The sequence below is a fragment of the Pseudomonas sp. 1L-E-NC-VB-C3 genome (assembly GCF_057291535.1).
This window is the reverse complement of record NZ_JBXAWD010000009.1, coordinates 54,362-69,729: the sequence shown is the minus strand read 5'-3', so window position 1 is coordinate 69,729 and position 15,368 is coordinate 54,362. Positions and strand designations below refer to the sequence as shown.

The 15,368-nt window shown below is 61.0% G+C and carries 14 protein-coding genes; 10 read left to right on the top strand and 4 right to left on the bottom strand.

Features of this window, described 5'->3' with window-relative positions; translation table 11 throughout:
• A complete protein-coding gene (locus tag AC0Z5Z_RS16020; RefSeq protein WP_485611305.1) occupies positions 1 to 1,014 on the bottom strand; it encodes a LacI family DNA-binding transcriptional regulator in 1,014 nt (337 codons plus the stop codon).
• A gap of 203 nt (positions 1,015 to 1,217) precedes the next feature.
• On the opposite strand from AC0Z5Z_RS16020, the gene AC0Z5Z_RS16015 reads away from it, so the two are divergent.
• From AC0Z5Z_RS16015 to AC0Z5Z_RS16005, 3 genes are read left to right on the top strand one after another with little or no spacing between them, the layout of a single operon-like run.
• Positions 1,218 to 2,381 carry a Gfo/Idh/MocA family protein gene (locus AC0Z5Z_RS16015; RefSeq protein ID WP_485611304.1) on the top strand — a complete coding sequence of 388 codons (1,164 nt, stop codon included), beginning with the start codon at positions 1,218 to 1,220 and terminating at the stop codon, positions 2,379 to 2,381.
• Positions 2,371 to 3,453, top strand: a complete 1,083-nt coding sequence (locus tag AC0Z5Z_RS16010; protein WP_056784758.1) for a sugar phosphate isomerase/epimerase family protein — start codon at positions 2,371 to 2,373, stop codon at positions 3,451 to 3,453. The genes AC0Z5Z_RS16015 and AC0Z5Z_RS16010 overlap by 11 nt, the downstream gene beginning before the upstream one ends.
• A 42-nt stretch (positions 3,454 to 3,495) precedes the next feature.
• Complete coding sequence (locus AC0Z5Z_RS16005; RefSeq protein ID WP_485611303.1) at positions 3,496 to 4,734, top strand: nucleoside permease; 1,239 nt, start codon at positions 3,496 to 3,498, stop codon at positions 4,732 to 4,734.
• A gap of 79 nt (positions 4,735 to 4,813) precedes the next feature.
• On the opposite strand, the gene AC0Z5Z_RS16000 is transcribed toward AC0Z5Z_RS16005, so the two are convergent.
• The gene (locus AC0Z5Z_RS16000; RefSeq protein ID WP_485611302.1) at positions 4,814 to 5,071 is read right to left on the bottom strand and encodes a hypothetical protein; all 258 of its coding nucleotides are present in this window, start codon (positions 5,069 to 5,071) and stop codon (positions 4,814 to 4,816) included.
• 1,034 nt (positions 5,072 to 6,105) lie between these two features.
• On the opposite strand from AC0Z5Z_RS16000, the gene AC0Z5Z_RS15995 reads away from it, so the two are divergent.
• Positions 6,106 to 6,942: an AraC family transcriptional regulator gene (locus AC0Z5Z_RS15995; RefSeq protein WP_485611301.1), complete on the top strand. Its 837-nt coding sequence runs from the start codon at positions 6,106 to 6,108 to the stop codon at positions 6,940 to 6,942.
• 54 nt (positions 6,943 to 6,996) lie between these two features.
• Complete coding sequence (locus AC0Z5Z_RS15990; RefSeq protein WP_485611300.1) at positions 6,997 to 7,590, top strand: LysE family translocator; 594 nt, start codon at positions 6,997 to 6,999, stop codon at positions 7,588 to 7,590.
• Here AC0Z5Z_RS15990 and AC0Z5Z_RS15985 read toward each other — a convergent pair.
• On the bottom strand, positions 7,587 to 8,357 hold the full coding sequence (locus AC0Z5Z_RS15985; RefSeq protein ID WP_110599539.1) for an AraC family transcriptional regulator: 771 nt from the start codon (positions 8,355 to 8,357) through the stop codon (positions 7,587 to 7,589). The two genes, AC0Z5Z_RS15990 and AC0Z5Z_RS15985, sit on opposite strands and share 4 nt — an antisense overlap.
• Positions 8,358 to 8,578: 221 nt before the next feature.
• On the opposite strand from AC0Z5Z_RS15985, the gene AC0Z5Z_RS15980 reads away from it, so the two are divergent.
• The 5 genes from AC0Z5Z_RS15980 (at position 8,579) to AC0Z5Z_RS15960 (ending at position 15,054) form a co-directional block, all read left to right on the top strand.
• Positions 8,579 to 10,204, top strand: coding sequence for an APC family permease (locus tag AC0Z5Z_RS15980; RefSeq protein ID WP_375123455.1), 1,626 nt, complete (start codon positions 8,579 to 8,581; stop codon positions 10,202 to 10,204).
• A 22-nt stretch (positions 10,205 to 10,226) separates the two neighbouring features.
• Complete coding sequence (locus AC0Z5Z_RS15975; protein ID WP_375123454.1) at positions 10,227 to 11,153, top strand: 4-hydroxyproline epimerase; 927 nt, start codon at positions 10,227 to 10,229, stop codon at positions 11,151 to 11,153.
• A 54-nt stretch (positions 11,154 to 11,207) separates the two neighbouring features.
• Entirely contained in the window at positions 11,208 to 12,155 is a 948-nt protein-coding gene (locus tag AC0Z5Z_RS15970; protein ID WP_116657459.1) for a dihydrodipicolinate synthase family protein, read from the top strand.
• A gap of 63 nt (positions 12,156 to 12,218) precedes the next feature.
• Complete coding sequence (locus AC0Z5Z_RS15965) at positions 12,219 to 13,811, top strand: aldehyde dehydrogenase (NADP(+)) (RefSeq protein WP_485611299.1); 1,593 nt, start codon at positions 12,219 to 12,221, stop codon at positions 13,809 to 13,811.
• Complete coding sequence (locus tag AC0Z5Z_RS15960; protein ID WP_485611298.1) at positions 13,801 to 15,054, top strand: NAD(P)/FAD-dependent oxidoreductase; 1,254 nt, start codon at positions 13,801 to 13,803, stop codon at positions 15,052 to 15,054. The genes AC0Z5Z_RS15965 and AC0Z5Z_RS15960 overlap by 11 nt, the downstream gene beginning before the upstream one ends.
• Here the strand turns inward: AC0Z5Z_RS15960 and AC0Z5Z_RS15955 are convergent.
• Positions 15,051 to 15,260, bottom strand: coding sequence for a hypervirulence associated TUDOR domain-containing protein (locus AC0Z5Z_RS15955; RefSeq protein WP_051600414.1), 210 nt, complete (start codon positions 15,258 to 15,260; stop codon positions 15,051 to 15,053). The two genes, AC0Z5Z_RS15960 and AC0Z5Z_RS15955, sit on opposite strands and share 4 nt — an antisense overlap.
• Positions 15,261 to 15,368: the final 108 nt, after the last annotated feature.

Sequence of the window (15,368 nt, the reverse complement as noted above, 5' to 3'; positions counted from 1 at the left end):
TTAGCGCTTGCCCGAGTTGTCGATGCGGGCCGTGCTGCTGCGTGGCGTCAGCTCGAACGGCAGGACGACATGCCTTTCTGCCAGCGGCCGTTTTTCGATCAGGGCAATCAACATCTCGACCGCCTTGGCCCCGAAGGCCTCAGCCGGTTGCGAGATGGTGGTCAGCGGCGGATCGCAGAACGCAGCCATGGGAATGTCATCGAAACCCACCACTGAAATATCCTCGGGCACACGCAGCCCGGCCTGCCGGATGCGCTTGAGCGCTCCAATGGCCATTTCATCGTTTTCGCAGAACAGCGCGCTCGGCCGCTCGGCCAATGCGAGCATCTTTTGCGCTCCAGCAAAACCGGCCTCGAGGCTGAAATTGCCATGGCAGATCAGTGCTTCATCGATGGCAATCCCGGCTTCGCGCAATGCCGCTTCGTAACCCGCCAGTCGATCCAGAGTCAGCGGGCTGTTTTTCGAGCCCTTGATCAGGCCGATGCGTCGGTGTCCCAGGGCGATCAGGTGGTCGGTCATGGCTTTGGCGGCGGCAACGTTGTCCAGGCTGATGGTTGGATAACGTCCGGCCTTGATCACTTCGCAGGCGTTCACGATCGGCGGCACATCGGCGTCGGGCGGAGCGTTTTCGAAAGGATCGTAAGCGCGCAACTGGATTACGCCGTCGGCCTGATAGGCGTACACCAGCTCGGCGAATTGCCGCTCCAGTTCCTCCCGGCCCTGAGTGTCGCAGAGCAGCAAGCGATAGCCAGCCGCCTGCGCCGCTTGCTGCGCGCCGCTGATGACCCGGGCAAAGAAGGTATTGGCGATGGTCGGCACCAGAATCACCAGATTGCCGGTGCGCCGCGAGCGAAACTGCACGGCCATCAGGTTCGGCCGATAGCCGGCCTGTTCCACGGCGGCCATGACGCGCTCACGGGTTGGCGCGAGCACGCGCTCAGGGGACTTCAACGTCCTCGACACTGTCGCCACGGAAACCCCGGCCAGCCGAGCCACTTCGCGGATATTGGACAAAACCACCTCGTTGTTTCATGCCGATCAGGCGCGGAGCTTACCGCAGGCAACGAGCGATCGAAACGCTGTCGATCATCCGCTGCCATTTGACACCCGGCTATTTCACGCCTAGATTTCGCCCACGATGTAACCGGTTACATCACTCATCAGCATTGCATCCAGCTACCGAGACGACCGCCATGTACGCTGCCGCAAAAATAAGAATGGGTTTTGTCGGAGGCGGTGAAGGTTCATTCATCGCCCGCGCCCACCGGCAAGCCGCCGGCCTCGACGGACGCTTCGAACTGGTCTGTGGCGCGTTCAGCCGCGACTCGGAGAATAATCAGCGCACCGCTGCGACCCTGGGAGTGTCCGCCGAACGTTGTTACGACGATTGGCAAACCCTGCTTACCCGCGAGGCCGCCCTGCCCGCCGAGCAACGCATGCAACTGCTGGTCATCGTCACCCCCAATCATCTGCACGCACCGATTGCCCGTGAAGCATTGAGCGCCGGTTTTCACGTGTTCAGCGAGAAACCCGCGGCGCTGAACCTCGCCGAGGTGCAGGCGCTGCATTCGGTGGTGATCAACAGCCAGCGAATTTACGGGCTGGCGCACACCTACCTGGGTTACGCGATGGTCTGGCAGGCCCGCGAAATGGTCGCCAGCGGCGTGCTCGGGCACGTGCGCAAAGTCATCGTCGAGTACCCGCAAGGCTGGCTCAGCACCGATGTCGCCGGGCAAGGCAACAAGCAGGCCGGCTGGCGCGACGATCCGGCGCAATCCGGGATCGGCGGCTGCATTGGCGACATCGGCACCCATGCGTTTTCCCTCGCCGAGTTCGTTGCCGGCCAGTCGATCCAGTTCATCAGCGCAATGCTCGGTTCGCATGTCGAGGGTCGGCAACTGGATGACGATGTGGCGATGCTGTTCAAAATGAGCGACGGCGCCAGTGGTGTATTGCTCGCCAGTCAGGTCTGCGCCGGTGAAGAAAACCCGCTGAAGATCCGCGTCTACGGTGACAAGGGTGGGCTCGAATGGCGTCAGGAAGAGCCGGCCAGTCTGATTCATCGACCGTTGAATGAACCGATGCGCATTCTGCGATCCGGAGTCGGTCAGCCGTGGTTGTGTGACGCTGCCAGTCAGCGCATGCGCCTGCCCGCCGGGCATCCCGAAGGTTATCTGGAAGCGATGGCCAACCTGTACGGCGATCTTGCCGAGGCGATTGTTCAAGGCGTCGAAGGCCATCAGGCCCCGGGCGTACCGGGCATCGAGACCGGACTGCGCGGCATGGCCTTCATTGAAACCGCCATCGCCAACCACCTTGGCAATGAAAAGTGGAGCGAGATTCCCGGCCAACCGACAGGAGCCCAGCACAATGAACAGTGATCAGCAAAATTTGACTGGCCTGAAAGGTCCGGGGATTTTCCTCGCGCAATTTATCGCCGACGAAGCGCCTTTCGACTCCCTCGCCAACATCGCCGAGTGGGCAGCCTCGCAAGGCTATAAAGCCATTCAGGTACCGACCCTCGGCACGCGGTTCATCGATTTGCAGCGCGCCGCTGAAAGCCAGGATTACTGCGACGAACTCATCGCCGTCTGCGCCCGCGCCGGTGTGGTGATCAGTGAGCTGTCGACGCACCTGCAAGGGCAATTGGTCGCTGTGCATCCGGCGTTCGACAGTCTGTTCGACGACTTCGCCCCGCCAGCACTGCGCGGCAAACCGCAGGAGCGCACCGAGTGGGCCATCGAACAGTTGAAACTGGCGGCCCGTGCCAGCCAGCGTCTCGGACTCAAGGCCCATGCGACCTTCTCCGGCGCCCTGCTCTGGCCCTACGTCTATCCATGGCCGCAACGTCCGGCCGGTTTGGTCGAGCAAGGTTTCGCCGAACTGGGCAAGCGCTGGCTGCCGATCCTCGACTGCTTCGAAGAGGCTGGCGTTGATCTGTGCTACGAAATCCATCCCGGCGAAGACTTGCATGACGGCGCTTCGTTCGAGCAGTTTCTCGAAGCGGTGAATCATCACCCTCGCGCCGCAATTCTGTATGACCCGAGCCATCTGCTGCTGCAGCAAATGGATTACCTCGGCTTCATCGACCGTTACCACCAACGCATCCGCATGTTCCACGTCAAGGATGCCGAGTTCCGCCCCGATGCGCGCTCCGGCGTCTACGGCGGCTATCAGGGCTGGGTCGAGCGTCCCGGGCGCTTCCGCTCGCTGGGCGACGGCCAGATCGATTTCAAATCGATCTTCAGCAAATTGTGCCAATACGACTTCAACGGCTGGGCCGTGCTCGAGTGGGAATGCTGCCTGAAAGACTCTGCACAGGGCGCGGCGGAAGGCGCGGCGTTCATCGAGCGACACATGATCCGCAAGACCGCCAAGGCCTTCGACGATTTCGCCGGGGTCAGCGCCGATGCCGCTTCCAACCGGCGCTTGCTCGGCCTGACTGACGACTGATTCATCCGCGTTACCGACATAAAAACAATACGGTGATCTGAAATGAACGTAATGAATGCGCGACTCAGCGTGATGATGTTTTTGCAGTTCTTTATCTGGGGCGGCTGGTTCGTCACCCTCGGCACTTTTCTGGCCACCACGCTCACTGCCAGCGGCGGCCAAGTCGGCATGGCCTTCGCCACGCAATCATGGGGTGCGATTCTGGCGCCGTTTGTCATTGGCTTGATTGCCGACCGGTTTTTCAATGCCGAACGCATCCTGGCGGTGCTCCATCTGCTGGGCGCGGTGCTGCTTTATCAGCTCTATCGCGCCGCAGACTTCAGCGCGTTTTATCCCTATGTGCTCGCCTACATGATGGTCTACATGCCGACATTGGCGCTGGTCAACGCAGTGGCGTTCCGCCAGATCAAAGACCCGGCGCTGGAGTTCTCGCGCATCCGCGTATGGGGCACAGTGGGCTGGATTGTCGCCGGTGTGGTGATCAGCTTCGTGTTCGCCTGGGACTCGCAACAAAGCATCGCGGCGGGAGGCTTGCGCAATACGTTCCTGATGTCCGCCGGCGCGTCGCTATTGTTGGGGCTTTACAGCTTCAGTCTGCCGACCACTGCGCCGCTGAAAAGCGCAGCGGGCTCATCAAGCCTCAAGCAGATGCTCGGCGTCGATGCGTGGGGTTTGCTCAAGGATCGCAGCTATCTCGTGTTCTTTCTCGCCTCGATCCTGATCTGCATTCCGCTGGCCTTCTATTACCAGAACGCCAACCCGTTTCTCGCGGAGATCGGCGTGACCAACCCGACAGCGAAGATGGCCATCGGTCAGGTGTCGGAAGTGTTGTTCATGCTGTTGCTGCCGCTGTTCATCCATCGTTTCGGCATCAAGATCGCCCTGCTGGTCGGCATGGCTGCCTGGGCGTTGCGTTACGTGCTGTTTGCCTTCGGCAATAACGACGATCAGGCATTCATGCTGCTGATCGGCATTGCCCTGCACGGCGTGTGCTATGACTTCTTCTTCGTGTCCGGGCAGATCTACACCGATGCAAAAGCACCGGAACGCTTCCGCAGTTCGGCGCAAGGTCTGATCACCTTGGCCACGTACGGGTTGGGCATGTTGATTGGCTTCTGGATTGCGGGACGGATTACTGACCACTTCACTTCGAGTGCGGGCCATGACTGGAGAAGTATCTGGCTATTTCCAGCCGGTTTTTCCGTGGCGGTGCTGCTGTGTTTCTGGGCGACGTTCAAGGGCCGCGATCGGGACAAGGCCGTGTTGCCGAGTGCGGTTTAGAGCAGAGTTCTAATGCATGAACAGAACGAATGCCGCCTGTGGTTGAGGCGGCATTCGCTATCGATACTCATCGTTGCGCTCAAGCGGTGCGACGTTCGAGCAGACGGTCAGCGCCACCTTCGGCAACCCGATTGCCTTGCAGATGATAGGAGCCATCAGAGGCTACTGCATCGCTGAACAGTGGGTCAGTTTCGGTCGCAGCGACTGCGTCGCTGAACAAGCGGTCCGTTTGAGTGGCGGCCACCGCGTCGCTGAACAGTGGGTCGGTTTCGGTGGCGGCGAAGGCATTCAGTGCAAAAACCGAGAAAGCGATACCGAGGATAGTCTGGCGTTTCATGATGGTGTGCTCCGAGGTGCAGTGGTTGGGTATGGAGTCGATCTTACGCCGCGCTATGGATATGAGAACTTCATTGACTTAATGGTCGTTATTGACGCAATCAATGATCGAGCTAAGCAAAAGTAGCTGCTTATCTAACCTTTAAGCTGTTACTTACGGGTCCAAACGAAACGCCCTACAACGTCCAAGGCACAAAACTGACCAATCGTATTTTTGACAGCTTTACGCAAGCAAAAAAAAGACCCGAATCGATAGAAACCGAAACGGGTCTTCCCCACTCGGACGACCCTTATTTCAGGTCGTCAAAGTGATCTCGCAGGAACTCGTAAAAGCGCAGGGCTTTCAACAATCTCCATACAAGGCTCAGCGTACGCAGCAAAAGCTTCATACGTTTTGGCCTCCAGGGCTGGCGGCCAAACCTCCAGCAAACTTACCGGAACATGCGTGCCTTCAGCCGACTGGCTAGGGTGGCTAGTGAGGCGGCCGGTTGAAATCCCTCCGAGACAACATTCCGGCGCGGGTGCGAATCCGCGTCAGAGGGCGTGAAACCTTTTGCGCCCCCAGCCAAACCTCTCCGCCGCTCTATCAGTTGAGCGCGGGCATATTAACCTGAAAACTCCAGGACAAAAGCGCCGCTCACACCGTTATTCATCAAACGCCGCCACGCCTTTGTTAAATGTTATTTCTGCCAGACAAATTTCAACAAACATAAACATATAAATTCTTCGCAGGGCCGAAGACGCACTTGTTTCGAACGCCTGTTCAACCGTTGCAAGGAACGGTAAAACTCCATACCATGGCAATCCTGGTTAGGGTGGCTGGTGAAGCACCTGGCTTCGATCGCAAATCGAGGCCTGCTAAAAAACCGCCCCGCGAAGGCGGTTTTTTTTCGTCTGCGTTTTCTGGTCCCACCCCATCCAGGACACATTGCCTGACTCGATCCCCCTGCGCCCCTGCACAAATCTTCTAAACACTCTCCTCCCCCACGCGGTATTTTAAAAACGCCCAAGCCAACCGCCCTATGGAGTCCTCCCATGGACACACGTAACTGGATCTCCCTGTCCCAGGATGTCGATACCGGGATCGAGTCGATTCGTGCGCATTTCCGTGGGCATGCCTACGATCCGCACTGGCATGACAGTTTTCTCGTGGGCGTTACCGAGCAGGGCGTGCAGCAGTTCAATTGTCGCCGGGTGCGTCATCGCAGTACGCCGGGGCATGTGTTCCTGCTTGAACCAGGAGAGATCCACGATGGCCATGCACCGACCGAGGATGGCTTCACCTATTCGATGCTGTACCTCGATCCGCACTGGCTGGAGCGCGAACTGCACGCGCTGTTCGAAGAGGCGCCCGCCGACAGTCAGCCAGGATTTGCCGACACCCTGAGCCACGATCCGCGCCTGTCGACGGCGATCGTGCAAGCCTTTCACGCGCTACATGATGGCGACCTACGCATCGTCCGGCAGACTGCGCTGGATGGCCTGCTGGCGTCCCTCACCCGCCACCTCGACTGGCGCAAGCGTCAGCACTTCGATCCGCGCCTGCCACTGGTTGCCCAGGTTGCGCGGGACTATCTGCATGCCCACACCTATGAAGACATCGGCCTCGACGACCTAGCGCAAGCCTGTGGCGTTGATCGCTTTCGCCTGACACGCGCGTTCAAGGCGGCGTTCGGTCTGGCACCGCACGCTTACCTGATCCAGTTGCGCCTGGCCAAGGCGCGGCAATTGCTCGCACGCGGCGAGACGCCAGCGCAGGTCGCCAGCGTGCTCGGTTTTGCCGATCAAAGTCATCTCGGTCGCTGGTTCCGCCGCGCCTATCAATTGACCCCTGCGGACTACCGCAAACGCTGCTCAAATCTTCCAGACTGACGCCCTCCGCCTGACGATCATGGTGTCCTGTTTCGACTTTCAGGAATTTGCACCATGGCTTCTTTACTGCCCTTTCTACTATTTGCTTTCGTTGCCTCGATCACGCCGGGGCCGACCAATATTCTGGTGTTGAGCCACAGTTCGCGGCGCGGATTGACCGCCACGCTGCCGATCATTTTTGGCGCCTGTGCGGCGGCCGCGTTGATCGTGCTGGTGGTCGGTCTCGGTGCTGGCGAAACCCTGTTGCGCTTTCCGCGCGTGCAGCAAGCGATGGCCTGGGCTGGCGTGCTCTGGTTGAGCTGGCTGGCGTGGCAGATCTTTCGCAGCCCGCCGCCATCCCTGGACCCGAAATCGCAGGAACAAAGCTTGAGCGTATTCGGCGCGGCGCTGCTGCAACTGGTCAACCCCAAGGTATGGATGATGGCCGTGGCGGTGGTCAGCGTATTCGTCGGCGGCGGCGACAAGACGCTGCGCCTGTTGGTGTTGTCGCTGGCGTTTCTGCTGGTGTCGTTGCCGTGCATGACGCTCTGGGCACTGCTCGGCGTTGGCAGCGCGCGCTTGCTCAGCTCACCGCAGGCGTTCAAGCGCATGAACGCGGCACTGGCCCTTCTTCTGCTGCTCTCGGCCTGGCTGGCCGTGTTGGTCTAATGCCCGGTGGCTTGCCGGTATTCGCGTGGTGTAAACCCGGTCGAGGCCTTGAACTGACGGGTGAAAGCGCTGTGATCGGTGTAGCCGCATTGCAGCGCAACCTCGGTAATCGGCAAGTCGCTGTGCAGCAATCGATGCGCGTGTTCCAGGCGGACTTTCTGAATCATCTGCCGTGGTGTCAGGTGGAAAACGCGTTTGCAATAGCGCTCCAGTTGCGCCACGGAAATCCCGGCGATCCGCGTCAGTTCACCCAGCGTCACCCGCCGATTGAAGTTGCCGCGAATGTATTCATCGACAGCCGCCAGGCGCTCGAAAGCCGGATGGGTTTCGCTGGCTGACTGCAGATCCACCGAGATCCCAACCAGACCGATGATCGTCCCGTCACGGTTGTAGATCGGCCTCTTGTGGGTCAGGCACCAGCCCGGCTCGCGACTGCCATACAGATGCAGTTCGAGCTGATCCTCCAACACGAAACCTTCCTCCAGCACCTTGCGATCCTGCTCGGTATAACCCGGCCCCAACTGCGCCGGGAACACCTGCGCACTGGTTTTGCCGAGCAACGGGCGCAGGTCCTTCAAGCCACAGCGCTGCACCAGCGTACGGTTGGCCAGCACATAGCGCGCTTGCAGATCCTTGATGAAGATCGCCGCATTGGGGATCACATCGAGTATCGGCAACAGCTGCGCGGCACCGGCGACCATCTCTTCGAGGGTCTGCGCACGCAAGCCGTCAGTGCCTTGGCACAGGATCGAAAACGCTGACTGCATCAAAGACTTCCCCTCGAATTGAACCACCGCAAATGTCACTCGCCAGCAGATTGCAGCAACGTCGCGACCCTGTCGAGGCCGCGCATTCATCGGTGCCATTGTGCTGAATTCGTCATCGATCCCGGCATAAAACATCAATCGCCGCCACTGCCGGGCGGTGCAAAGTCTGCTCGTCCCCGTGACACAACTGCCTATCCAATAACTCACAAGAAGGCGATGCCATGTCAGGCCAAGGCAAGTTCAAAAAACAGCTTTCATTGATCGACCTCACCTTTATCGGACTCGGCGCGATCTTCGGCTCCGGCTGGTTGTTCGCCGCCAGCCATGTCTCGGCGATTGCCGGTCCGGCGGGGATTTTCTCCTGGTTGCTGGGCGGTTTTGCCGTGTTGCTGCTGGGCATCGTCTACTGCGAACTGGGCGCGGCATTGCCCCGTGCCGGCGGCGTGGTGCGCTACCCGGTTTATTCCCACGGCCCGCTGCTCGGCTACCTGATGGGCTTCATTACGCTGATTGCGTTTTCCAGTCTGGTGGCGATCGAAGTGGTCGCCTCGCGCCAATACGCGGCGGCGTGGTTTCCCGGCCTGACCAAGGCTGGCAGTGGCGATCCGACGATCCTCGGCTGGCTGGTCCAGTTCGGCCTGCTCTGCGTGTTTTTCCTGCTCAACTACCGCAGCGTGAAGACCTTCGCCAAGGCCAACAATCTGGTCAGCGTGTTCAAATTCATCGTGCCGCTGCTGGTCATCGGCGTGCTGTTCACCTTCTTCAAACCGGAGAACTTCCAGGTTCAGGGATTCGCTCCATTCGGCCTGTCCGGCGTGGAGATGGCGGTCTCCGCCGGCGGGATCATCTTTGCCTATCTGGGCCTGACGCCGATCATTTCCGTCGCCAGCGAAGTGAAGAATCCACAGCGCACCATTCCCATCGCGCTGATTCTTTCGGTACTGCTGTCGACCTTGATTTACGTGCTGCTGCAAATGGCTTTTCTCGGCAGCATCCCGACGGAAATGCTCGCCAACGGCTGGGCCGGTATCAGCAAGGAATTCGCCCTGCCCTATCGCGACATCGCCCTGGCGCTCGGTGTCGGCTGGCTGGCGTATCTGGTGATTGCCGATGCGGTCATTTCGCCGAGCGGCTGCGGCAACATCTACATGAACGCCACGCCGCGAGTGATCTACGGCTGGGCGCAGACCGGCACCTTCTTCAAGGTCTTCACCCACATCGATGAAAAGTCCGGCATCCCGCGTCCGGCGCTGTGGCTGACTTTCGCCCTGTCGGTGTTCTGGACCCTGCCATTCCCGTCGTGGGAAGCGCTGATCAACGTGGTGTCCGCCGCGCTGGTGTTGAGCTATGCGGTGGCGCCCGTATCGGTTGCGGCGCTGCGGCGCAATGCGCCGGACATGCCGCGCCCGTTTCGGGTCAGGAGCATGGGCCTGCTTGGGCCGGTGTCGTTCATCATCGCCGCGCTGATCGTCTACTGGTCGGGCTGGAACACCGTGTCGTGGCTGCTCGGCCTGCAAATCCTGATGTTTGTCATCTACCTGTTCTGCGGTCGCTTTGTGCCCACTGCGCACCTGAGTCTGGCGCGTCAGGTGCGCTCATCGGCGTGGCTGATCGCCTTCTACGCGGTGACCATCGTGCTGTCGAAACTCGGCACCTTCGGTGGCCTGGGCATCCTCGCCCATCCGTTCGACACGATCGTCGTCGCCGCTTGCGCCACCGGCATTTACTACTGGGGTGCAGCAACCGGCGTGCCTGCGCATCTGCTGCGCCTGGACGACGAGGACGAAGAAAGCGAAAGCCCTGCGCCCTCGTCCACCGTCACCGCCCGCCCTGCCGGCGCCTACTGAAATCATCCAACGGGATCTCTCCATGAAACGAGTACACGTCATTGATTCCCACACCGGCGGCGAACCGACACGGCTGGTGATGAGCGGCTTCCCCGAGTTGTCCGGCAACAGCATGGCCGAGAAACGCGATGCCTTGCGCAACCAGCATGACCAGTGGCGGCGCGCCTGTCTGCTCGAGCCACGCGGCAACGATGTGCTGGTCGGCGCGCTGTATTGCCCGCCGGTCTCGCCTGATGCCACCTGCGGAGTGATCTTCTTTAACAACGCCGGCTACCTGGGCATGTGCGGCCACGGCACCATTGGCCTGATCAATTCGTTGCAGCATCTGGGGAAAATCCAGCCGGGCGTGCACAAGATCGACACACCGGTGGGGCAAGTCAGCGCGACGCTGCACGACGATGGCTCGGTCACTCTGGGCAACGTGCCCGCTTACCGTTATCGCAAACAGGTGTCGGTGGACGTACCCGGTTTTGGCCGCGTGGTCGGCGATATCGCCTATGGCGGCAACTGGTTTTTTCTGGTTTCCGAGCATGGCCAGACCCTGACCATGGACAACGTCGAACACCTGACCGCGTACACCTGGGCCATGCTCAAGGCGCTGGAAGATCAGGGCATCTTCGGCGAAGACAGTGCGGTCATCGACCACATCGAATTGTTCGCCGATGACGATCAGGCCGACAGCCGCAACTTCGTCATGTGTCCCGGCAAAGCCTACGACCGCTCACCGTGCGGCACCGGCACCAGCGCCAAACTTGCCTGCCTGGCAGCCGACGACAAGCTGCAACCGGGCGCACCGTGGATCCAGGCGAGCATCACCGGCAGCCAGTTCGAAGGCCGCTTCGAATGGGAAGGTGAACGCATTCGCCCGTTCATCACCGGCCGCGCCTACATGACCGCCGACAGCACCTTGCTGATCGACGACAGCGACCCGTTCGCGTGGGGCATCTGAGCCGCCACGCCGATTTTTTCCCTCGAATAAAACCAAATGCCAAGGAGTTGAATCATGAGCGACAACATCTTCACTGGTTGCATGCCGGCCCTGATGACCCCGTGCACCGCCCAGCGCAAACCGGACTTCGATGCGCTGGTGAGCAAGGGGCGCGAGCTGATTGATATCGGCATGAGCGCCGTGGTCTATTGCGGCTCGATGGGCGACTGGCCGCTGCTGACTGAAGCCGAGCGTCAGGAAGGCGTGGCGCGCCTGGTCGCCGCCGGGGTGCCGACCATCGTTGGCACTGGTGCGGTGAATACCCGTGAAGCGGTTTCCCACGCAGCGCATGCGGCGAAAGTCGGCGCGCAAGGCTTGATGGTCATTCCGCGCGTGCTGTCCCGTGGTGCTTCGGCGACGGCGCAAAAGGCCCACTTCGCTGCCATCCTGCAAGCCGCACCGAACTTGCCGGCGGTGATTTACAACAGCCCTTACTACGGCTTCGCCACCCGCGCCGATCTGTTTTTCGAACTGCGTCGCGAATACCCGAACCTGATCGGCTTCAAGGAATTTGGTGGGGGCGCAGACCTGCGCTACGCGGCTGAGAACATCACATCCAAGGACGATGACGTGACGCTGATGGTCGGTGTCGACACGCAAGTGGTGCACGGTTTCGTCAACTGCAACGCCACCGGCGCCATCACCGGTATCGGCAACGCCCTTCCTCGCGAAGTGCTGCAACTGGTCGCGCTGAGCAAGCAGGCGGCGCAGGGCGATGCCAAGGCCCGGCGTCAGGCACGGGAGCTGGAATCGGCATTGGCAGTGCTGTCATCGTTCGACGAAGGCTGTGATCTGGTGCTGTATTACAAGCACTTGATGGTGCTCAACGGCGACAAGGAATACACCCTGCACTTCAACGAAACAGACGTGCTGAGCGACTCGCAACGGCGCTATGCCGAGAAGCAGTATTCGCTGTTCCGTCACTGGTACGAGAACTGGTCTGCCGAACAGAACTTCGCCTGACCACCACCTGCTGCGAGTCATCACGATTCGCGGCAGGCCTCGCTCATTTCACAGGAAGACACCATGACTCTGACGGGCAACATGCTGATCGGCCAGCAAGCCGTGACCGGTAATCGTCCAGCCTTTCGCGCGATTGATCCGGCGACCAACCAGGCACTTGAACCGCAGTACGCCGGGGCATCAGCCGAACAGGTGGAACAAGCCTGCGCCCTGGCCTGGGCGGCGCAAGATGCGTATCGCGAAACCAGCCTGAGCGCCCGTGCGGCATTTCTCGAAAGCATTGCCGAACACATCGAAAACCTTGGCGACGAACTGATCGAACGCGCCCACGCCGAAACCGGTTTGCCGCGTGCACGCCTCCAGGGCGAACGTGGCCGCACCTGCTCGCAATTGCGCCTGCTCGCCCGTACGGTGCGCGCGGGTGAGTGGCTGGACGTGCGCGTCGACAGTGCGCAACCGCAACGCCAACCGCTGCCGCGCTCCGACCTGCGGCAACGACAGATTGCCCTGGGGCCGGTCGCGGTGTTTGGTGCGAGCAACTTTCCCCTGGCATTTTCCGCGGCCGGTGGCGACACCGCTGCGGCATTGGCGGCTGGTTGCCCGGTGATCGTCAAGGCGCACAGCGCGCATCCCGGCACCAGCGAACTGGTCGGCCGCGCAGTCGCGCAAGCGGTCAGGGCCTGCGCTCTGCCCGAAGGCGTGTTTTCCTTATTGTTCGATTCGGGGTACGAAGTCGGCATCGCATTGGTCAGTGATTGGCGCATCAAAGCCGCTGGTTTCACCGGCTCACGGGCTGGTGGACTGGCCTTGATGAAAGCCGCGCAAGTGCGGCCGGAGCCGATTCCGGTGTATGCGGAAATGAGCTCGATCAACCCGGTTTTGCTGTTTCCCGCCGCGCTGGAAAATCGGACGCAGGCGTTGGCCGAAGGGTTTGTCGCGTCGCTGACACTGGGCGCCGGGCAGTTCTGCACCAACCCGGGATTGCTGATTGCCCGCAAAGGCCCGGCGCTCGACGGGTTTCTCGGCGCGATAGCGGAACTGATCCCGCGCAGCGCGGCGCAAACCATGCTCACGCCCGGCATCTTCGGCGCCTATCAAGCAGGCGTGACTGCTCTGCAAGACAATCCCCGTGCGCGTGCGGTAGCGGTTGGCCAAGTTGGCAGCGGCCCAAATCAGTGCCAGGCGTATCTCTTCAGCACCGACGCGGCGGATTTCCTCGCCGATCAGCATTTGCAGGCTGAGGTGTTCGGCGCGACATCGCTAGTGGTGCAATGCAGCAGTGACGAGGAAATTCGTCAGGTCTGCGAACATCTGGAAGGTCAACTGACCGCGACCTTGCACATGGACGACGCCGACCTTGCACTGGCGCGCGCGTTGCTGCCAACCCTCGAGCGCAAGGCCGGGCGCTTGCTGGTCAATGGCTGGCCGACCGGCGTGGAAGTCTGCGATGCGATGGTGCATGGCGGGCCTTACCCGGCAACCTCGGACGCGCGCAGCACCTCGGTGGGCACTGCGGCGATCCTGCGTTTCCTGCGGCCGGTGTGCTATCAGGATTTCCCCGACAGCTTGCTGCCGACGGCGCTGCAACAGACCAATCCGCTCAACCTTCGGCGCTTGCTCGATGGCCAACGGGAAGCGACACACCATGGCGAATAATCCTTCGCACGACATCGCGGTGGTCGGCGCGGGGATTATCGGCGTCGCTTGCGCACTGCGCCTGGCGCGTCAGGGTTTGCGCGTGGTGGTCATCGATCAGCAGGAACCGGGGCACGGCGCTTCGTTCGGCAATGCCGGGCATCTGGCCACCGAGCAAGTGTTTCCGATTGCTGACGTGTCGATCCTCAAGCGCTTGCCGGCCATGTTGATGGACCCGATGGGGCCGCTACGCCTGGACTGGAAATACCTGCCGCGCGCCCTGCCGTGGTTCACCCGCTTGCTGCTGAATCTGCGGCCTGAGCCTTTTCAGAAAACCGTCGCCGGCTTGCGCGCGCTCAACGAAAGCAGCCTCGACGCGTGGCAGCGCTTGCTCAGCGATATCCAGCGCACCGATCTGCTCAAGGTTGACGGCTCGTTACTGGTCTTCGAAAAACCTGAATCGCGGCAATCCCTCCAAGCTTTGCAGGCGCGTCTGAATCAGCAGCAGGTGCCGGTGGACTACTGGCAGGCGGGGGCGATCCTTGAAACGGCGCCGCAGCTCAGCGAACGGATTCAGGGCGGACTGTTTTTCCCGCGCACCGGGCATTTCCTCGACCCGTACCGCGTGGTGTGTGCACTGGTCGAGGCGGCTCGCAGCAGCGGCGTGAGTTTTCTCAAGCAGCAGGTTCAGGGCGGCTACGTGCAGGAAAACGGTGTCTTGTTGATGACCGGCAATGGCGGCGTAACGGCCAGCCGCGTGTTACTGGCCTGCGGTGCGCATTCGGCGAAACTCACCGCCGCGCTGACTGGCAAGCAAGTACCACTGGACACCGAACGTGGCTATCACCTGATGCTGCCGCACGAACATGATCGCCTGCCCTTCCCCGTCACCTCGCTGGAACGCAAATTCATCATGACGCCGATGCGCGAAGGCCTGCGCCTGGCCGGCACGGTCGAATTCGCCGGACTGGAGCGGCCGGCGAACATGGCACGCGCCTGGCAGTTGCAGCGCCTGAGCCAAGGCCTGTTTCGCAAGGATTTGAACGCTGATGGCGCCACACCGTGGATGGGCTTTCGCCCGTCGCTGCCGGATTCGCTGCCAGTGATCGATCAGGTTTGCGCCGGCAAGGTCTTGCTTGCCTTCGGTCATCAGCATCTGGGCCTGACTCAAGCGGCGGTCACAGCTGAGATGATCGGGCAGATGGTCTCAGGCGCCGCTCTCGCGTTGCCAAATGTCGATGCCTACCGACTGGCGCGTTTCTAAGCGTGCTTCAGCGCGTCGCCGTGATGCATGGCCAAGTGGCCGGTCTTGTCGCTCTTGACCTCGTATTGCGGCGCGTCTTTCGAGGCTGGCCGGTGGCGGCCCATGAACTCGGTGTCGCGGGTGTGCACCTTGACCACTTTGCCGTGGATCTCGCCGGCCTCGGAATTCCAGCGCACCGCATCGCCGACTTTGAATGAGCTGCTCATCATTGCGTCCTCGCCTCTGGCTGTTGGTTTATGGAGCCGCGCACGTCGGAGAAATTCCGCTTTTTTGCGAGGCGACCGAAGGCAGGCAAAAAAATCGAACGGCGAAAA

Excerpts from the sequence above, each read along its gene's own strand:
- AC0Z5Z_RS15955 (WP_051600414.1), bottom strand. The coding sequence starts at position 15,260 with ATGAGCAGCTCATTCAAAGTCGGCGATGCGGTGCGCTGGAATTCCGAG.
- AC0Z5Z_RS16005 (WP_485611303.1), top strand. The coding sequence starts at position 3,496 with ATGAACGTAATGAATGCGCGACTCAGCGTGATGATGTTTTTGCAGTTC.
- AC0Z5Z_RS15970 (WP_116657459.1), top strand. The coding sequence starts at position 11,208 with ATGAGCGACAACATCTTCACTGGTTGCATGCCGGCCCTGATGACCCCG.
- AC0Z5Z_RS15965 (WP_485611299.1), top strand. The coding sequence starts at position 12,219 with ATGACTCTGACGGGCAACATGCTGATCGGCCAGCAAGCCGTGACCGGT.
- AC0Z5Z_RS15980 (WP_375123455.1), top strand. The coding sequence starts at position 8,579 with ATGTCAGGCCAAGGCAAGTTCAAAAAACAGCTTTCATTGATCGACCTC.
- AC0Z5Z_RS15990 (WP_485611300.1), top strand. The coding sequence starts at position 6,997 with ATGGCTTCTTTACTGCCCTTTCTACTATTTGCTTTCGTTGCCTCGATC.
- AC0Z5Z_RS15985 (WP_110599539.1), bottom strand. The coding sequence starts at position 8,357 with ATGCAGTCAGCGTTTTCGATCCTGTGCCAAGGCACTGACGGCTTGCGT.
- AC0Z5Z_RS16010 (WP_056784758.1), top strand. The coding sequence starts at position 2,371 with ATGAACAGTGATCAGCAAAATTTGACTGGCCTGAAAGGTCCGGGGATT.
- AC0Z5Z_RS15960 (WP_485611298.1), top strand. The coding sequence starts at position 13,801 with ATGGCGAATAATCCTTCGCACGACATCGCGGTGGTCGGCGCGGGGATT.
- AC0Z5Z_RS16000 (WP_485611302.1), bottom strand. The coding sequence starts at position 5,071 with ATGAAACGCCAGACTATCCTCGGTATCGCTTTCTCGGTTTTTGCACTG.
- AC0Z5Z_RS15995 (WP_485611301.1), top strand. The coding sequence starts at position 6,106 with ATGGACACACGTAACTGGATCTCCCTGTCCCAGGATGTCGATACCGGG.
- AC0Z5Z_RS15975 (WP_375123454.1), top strand. The coding sequence starts at position 10,227 with ATGAAACGAGTACACGTCATTGATTCCCACACCGGCGGCGAACCGACA.
- AC0Z5Z_RS16015 (WP_485611304.1), top strand. The coding sequence starts at position 1,218 with ATGGGTTTTGTCGGAGGCGGTGAAGGTTCATTCATCGCCCGCGCCCAC.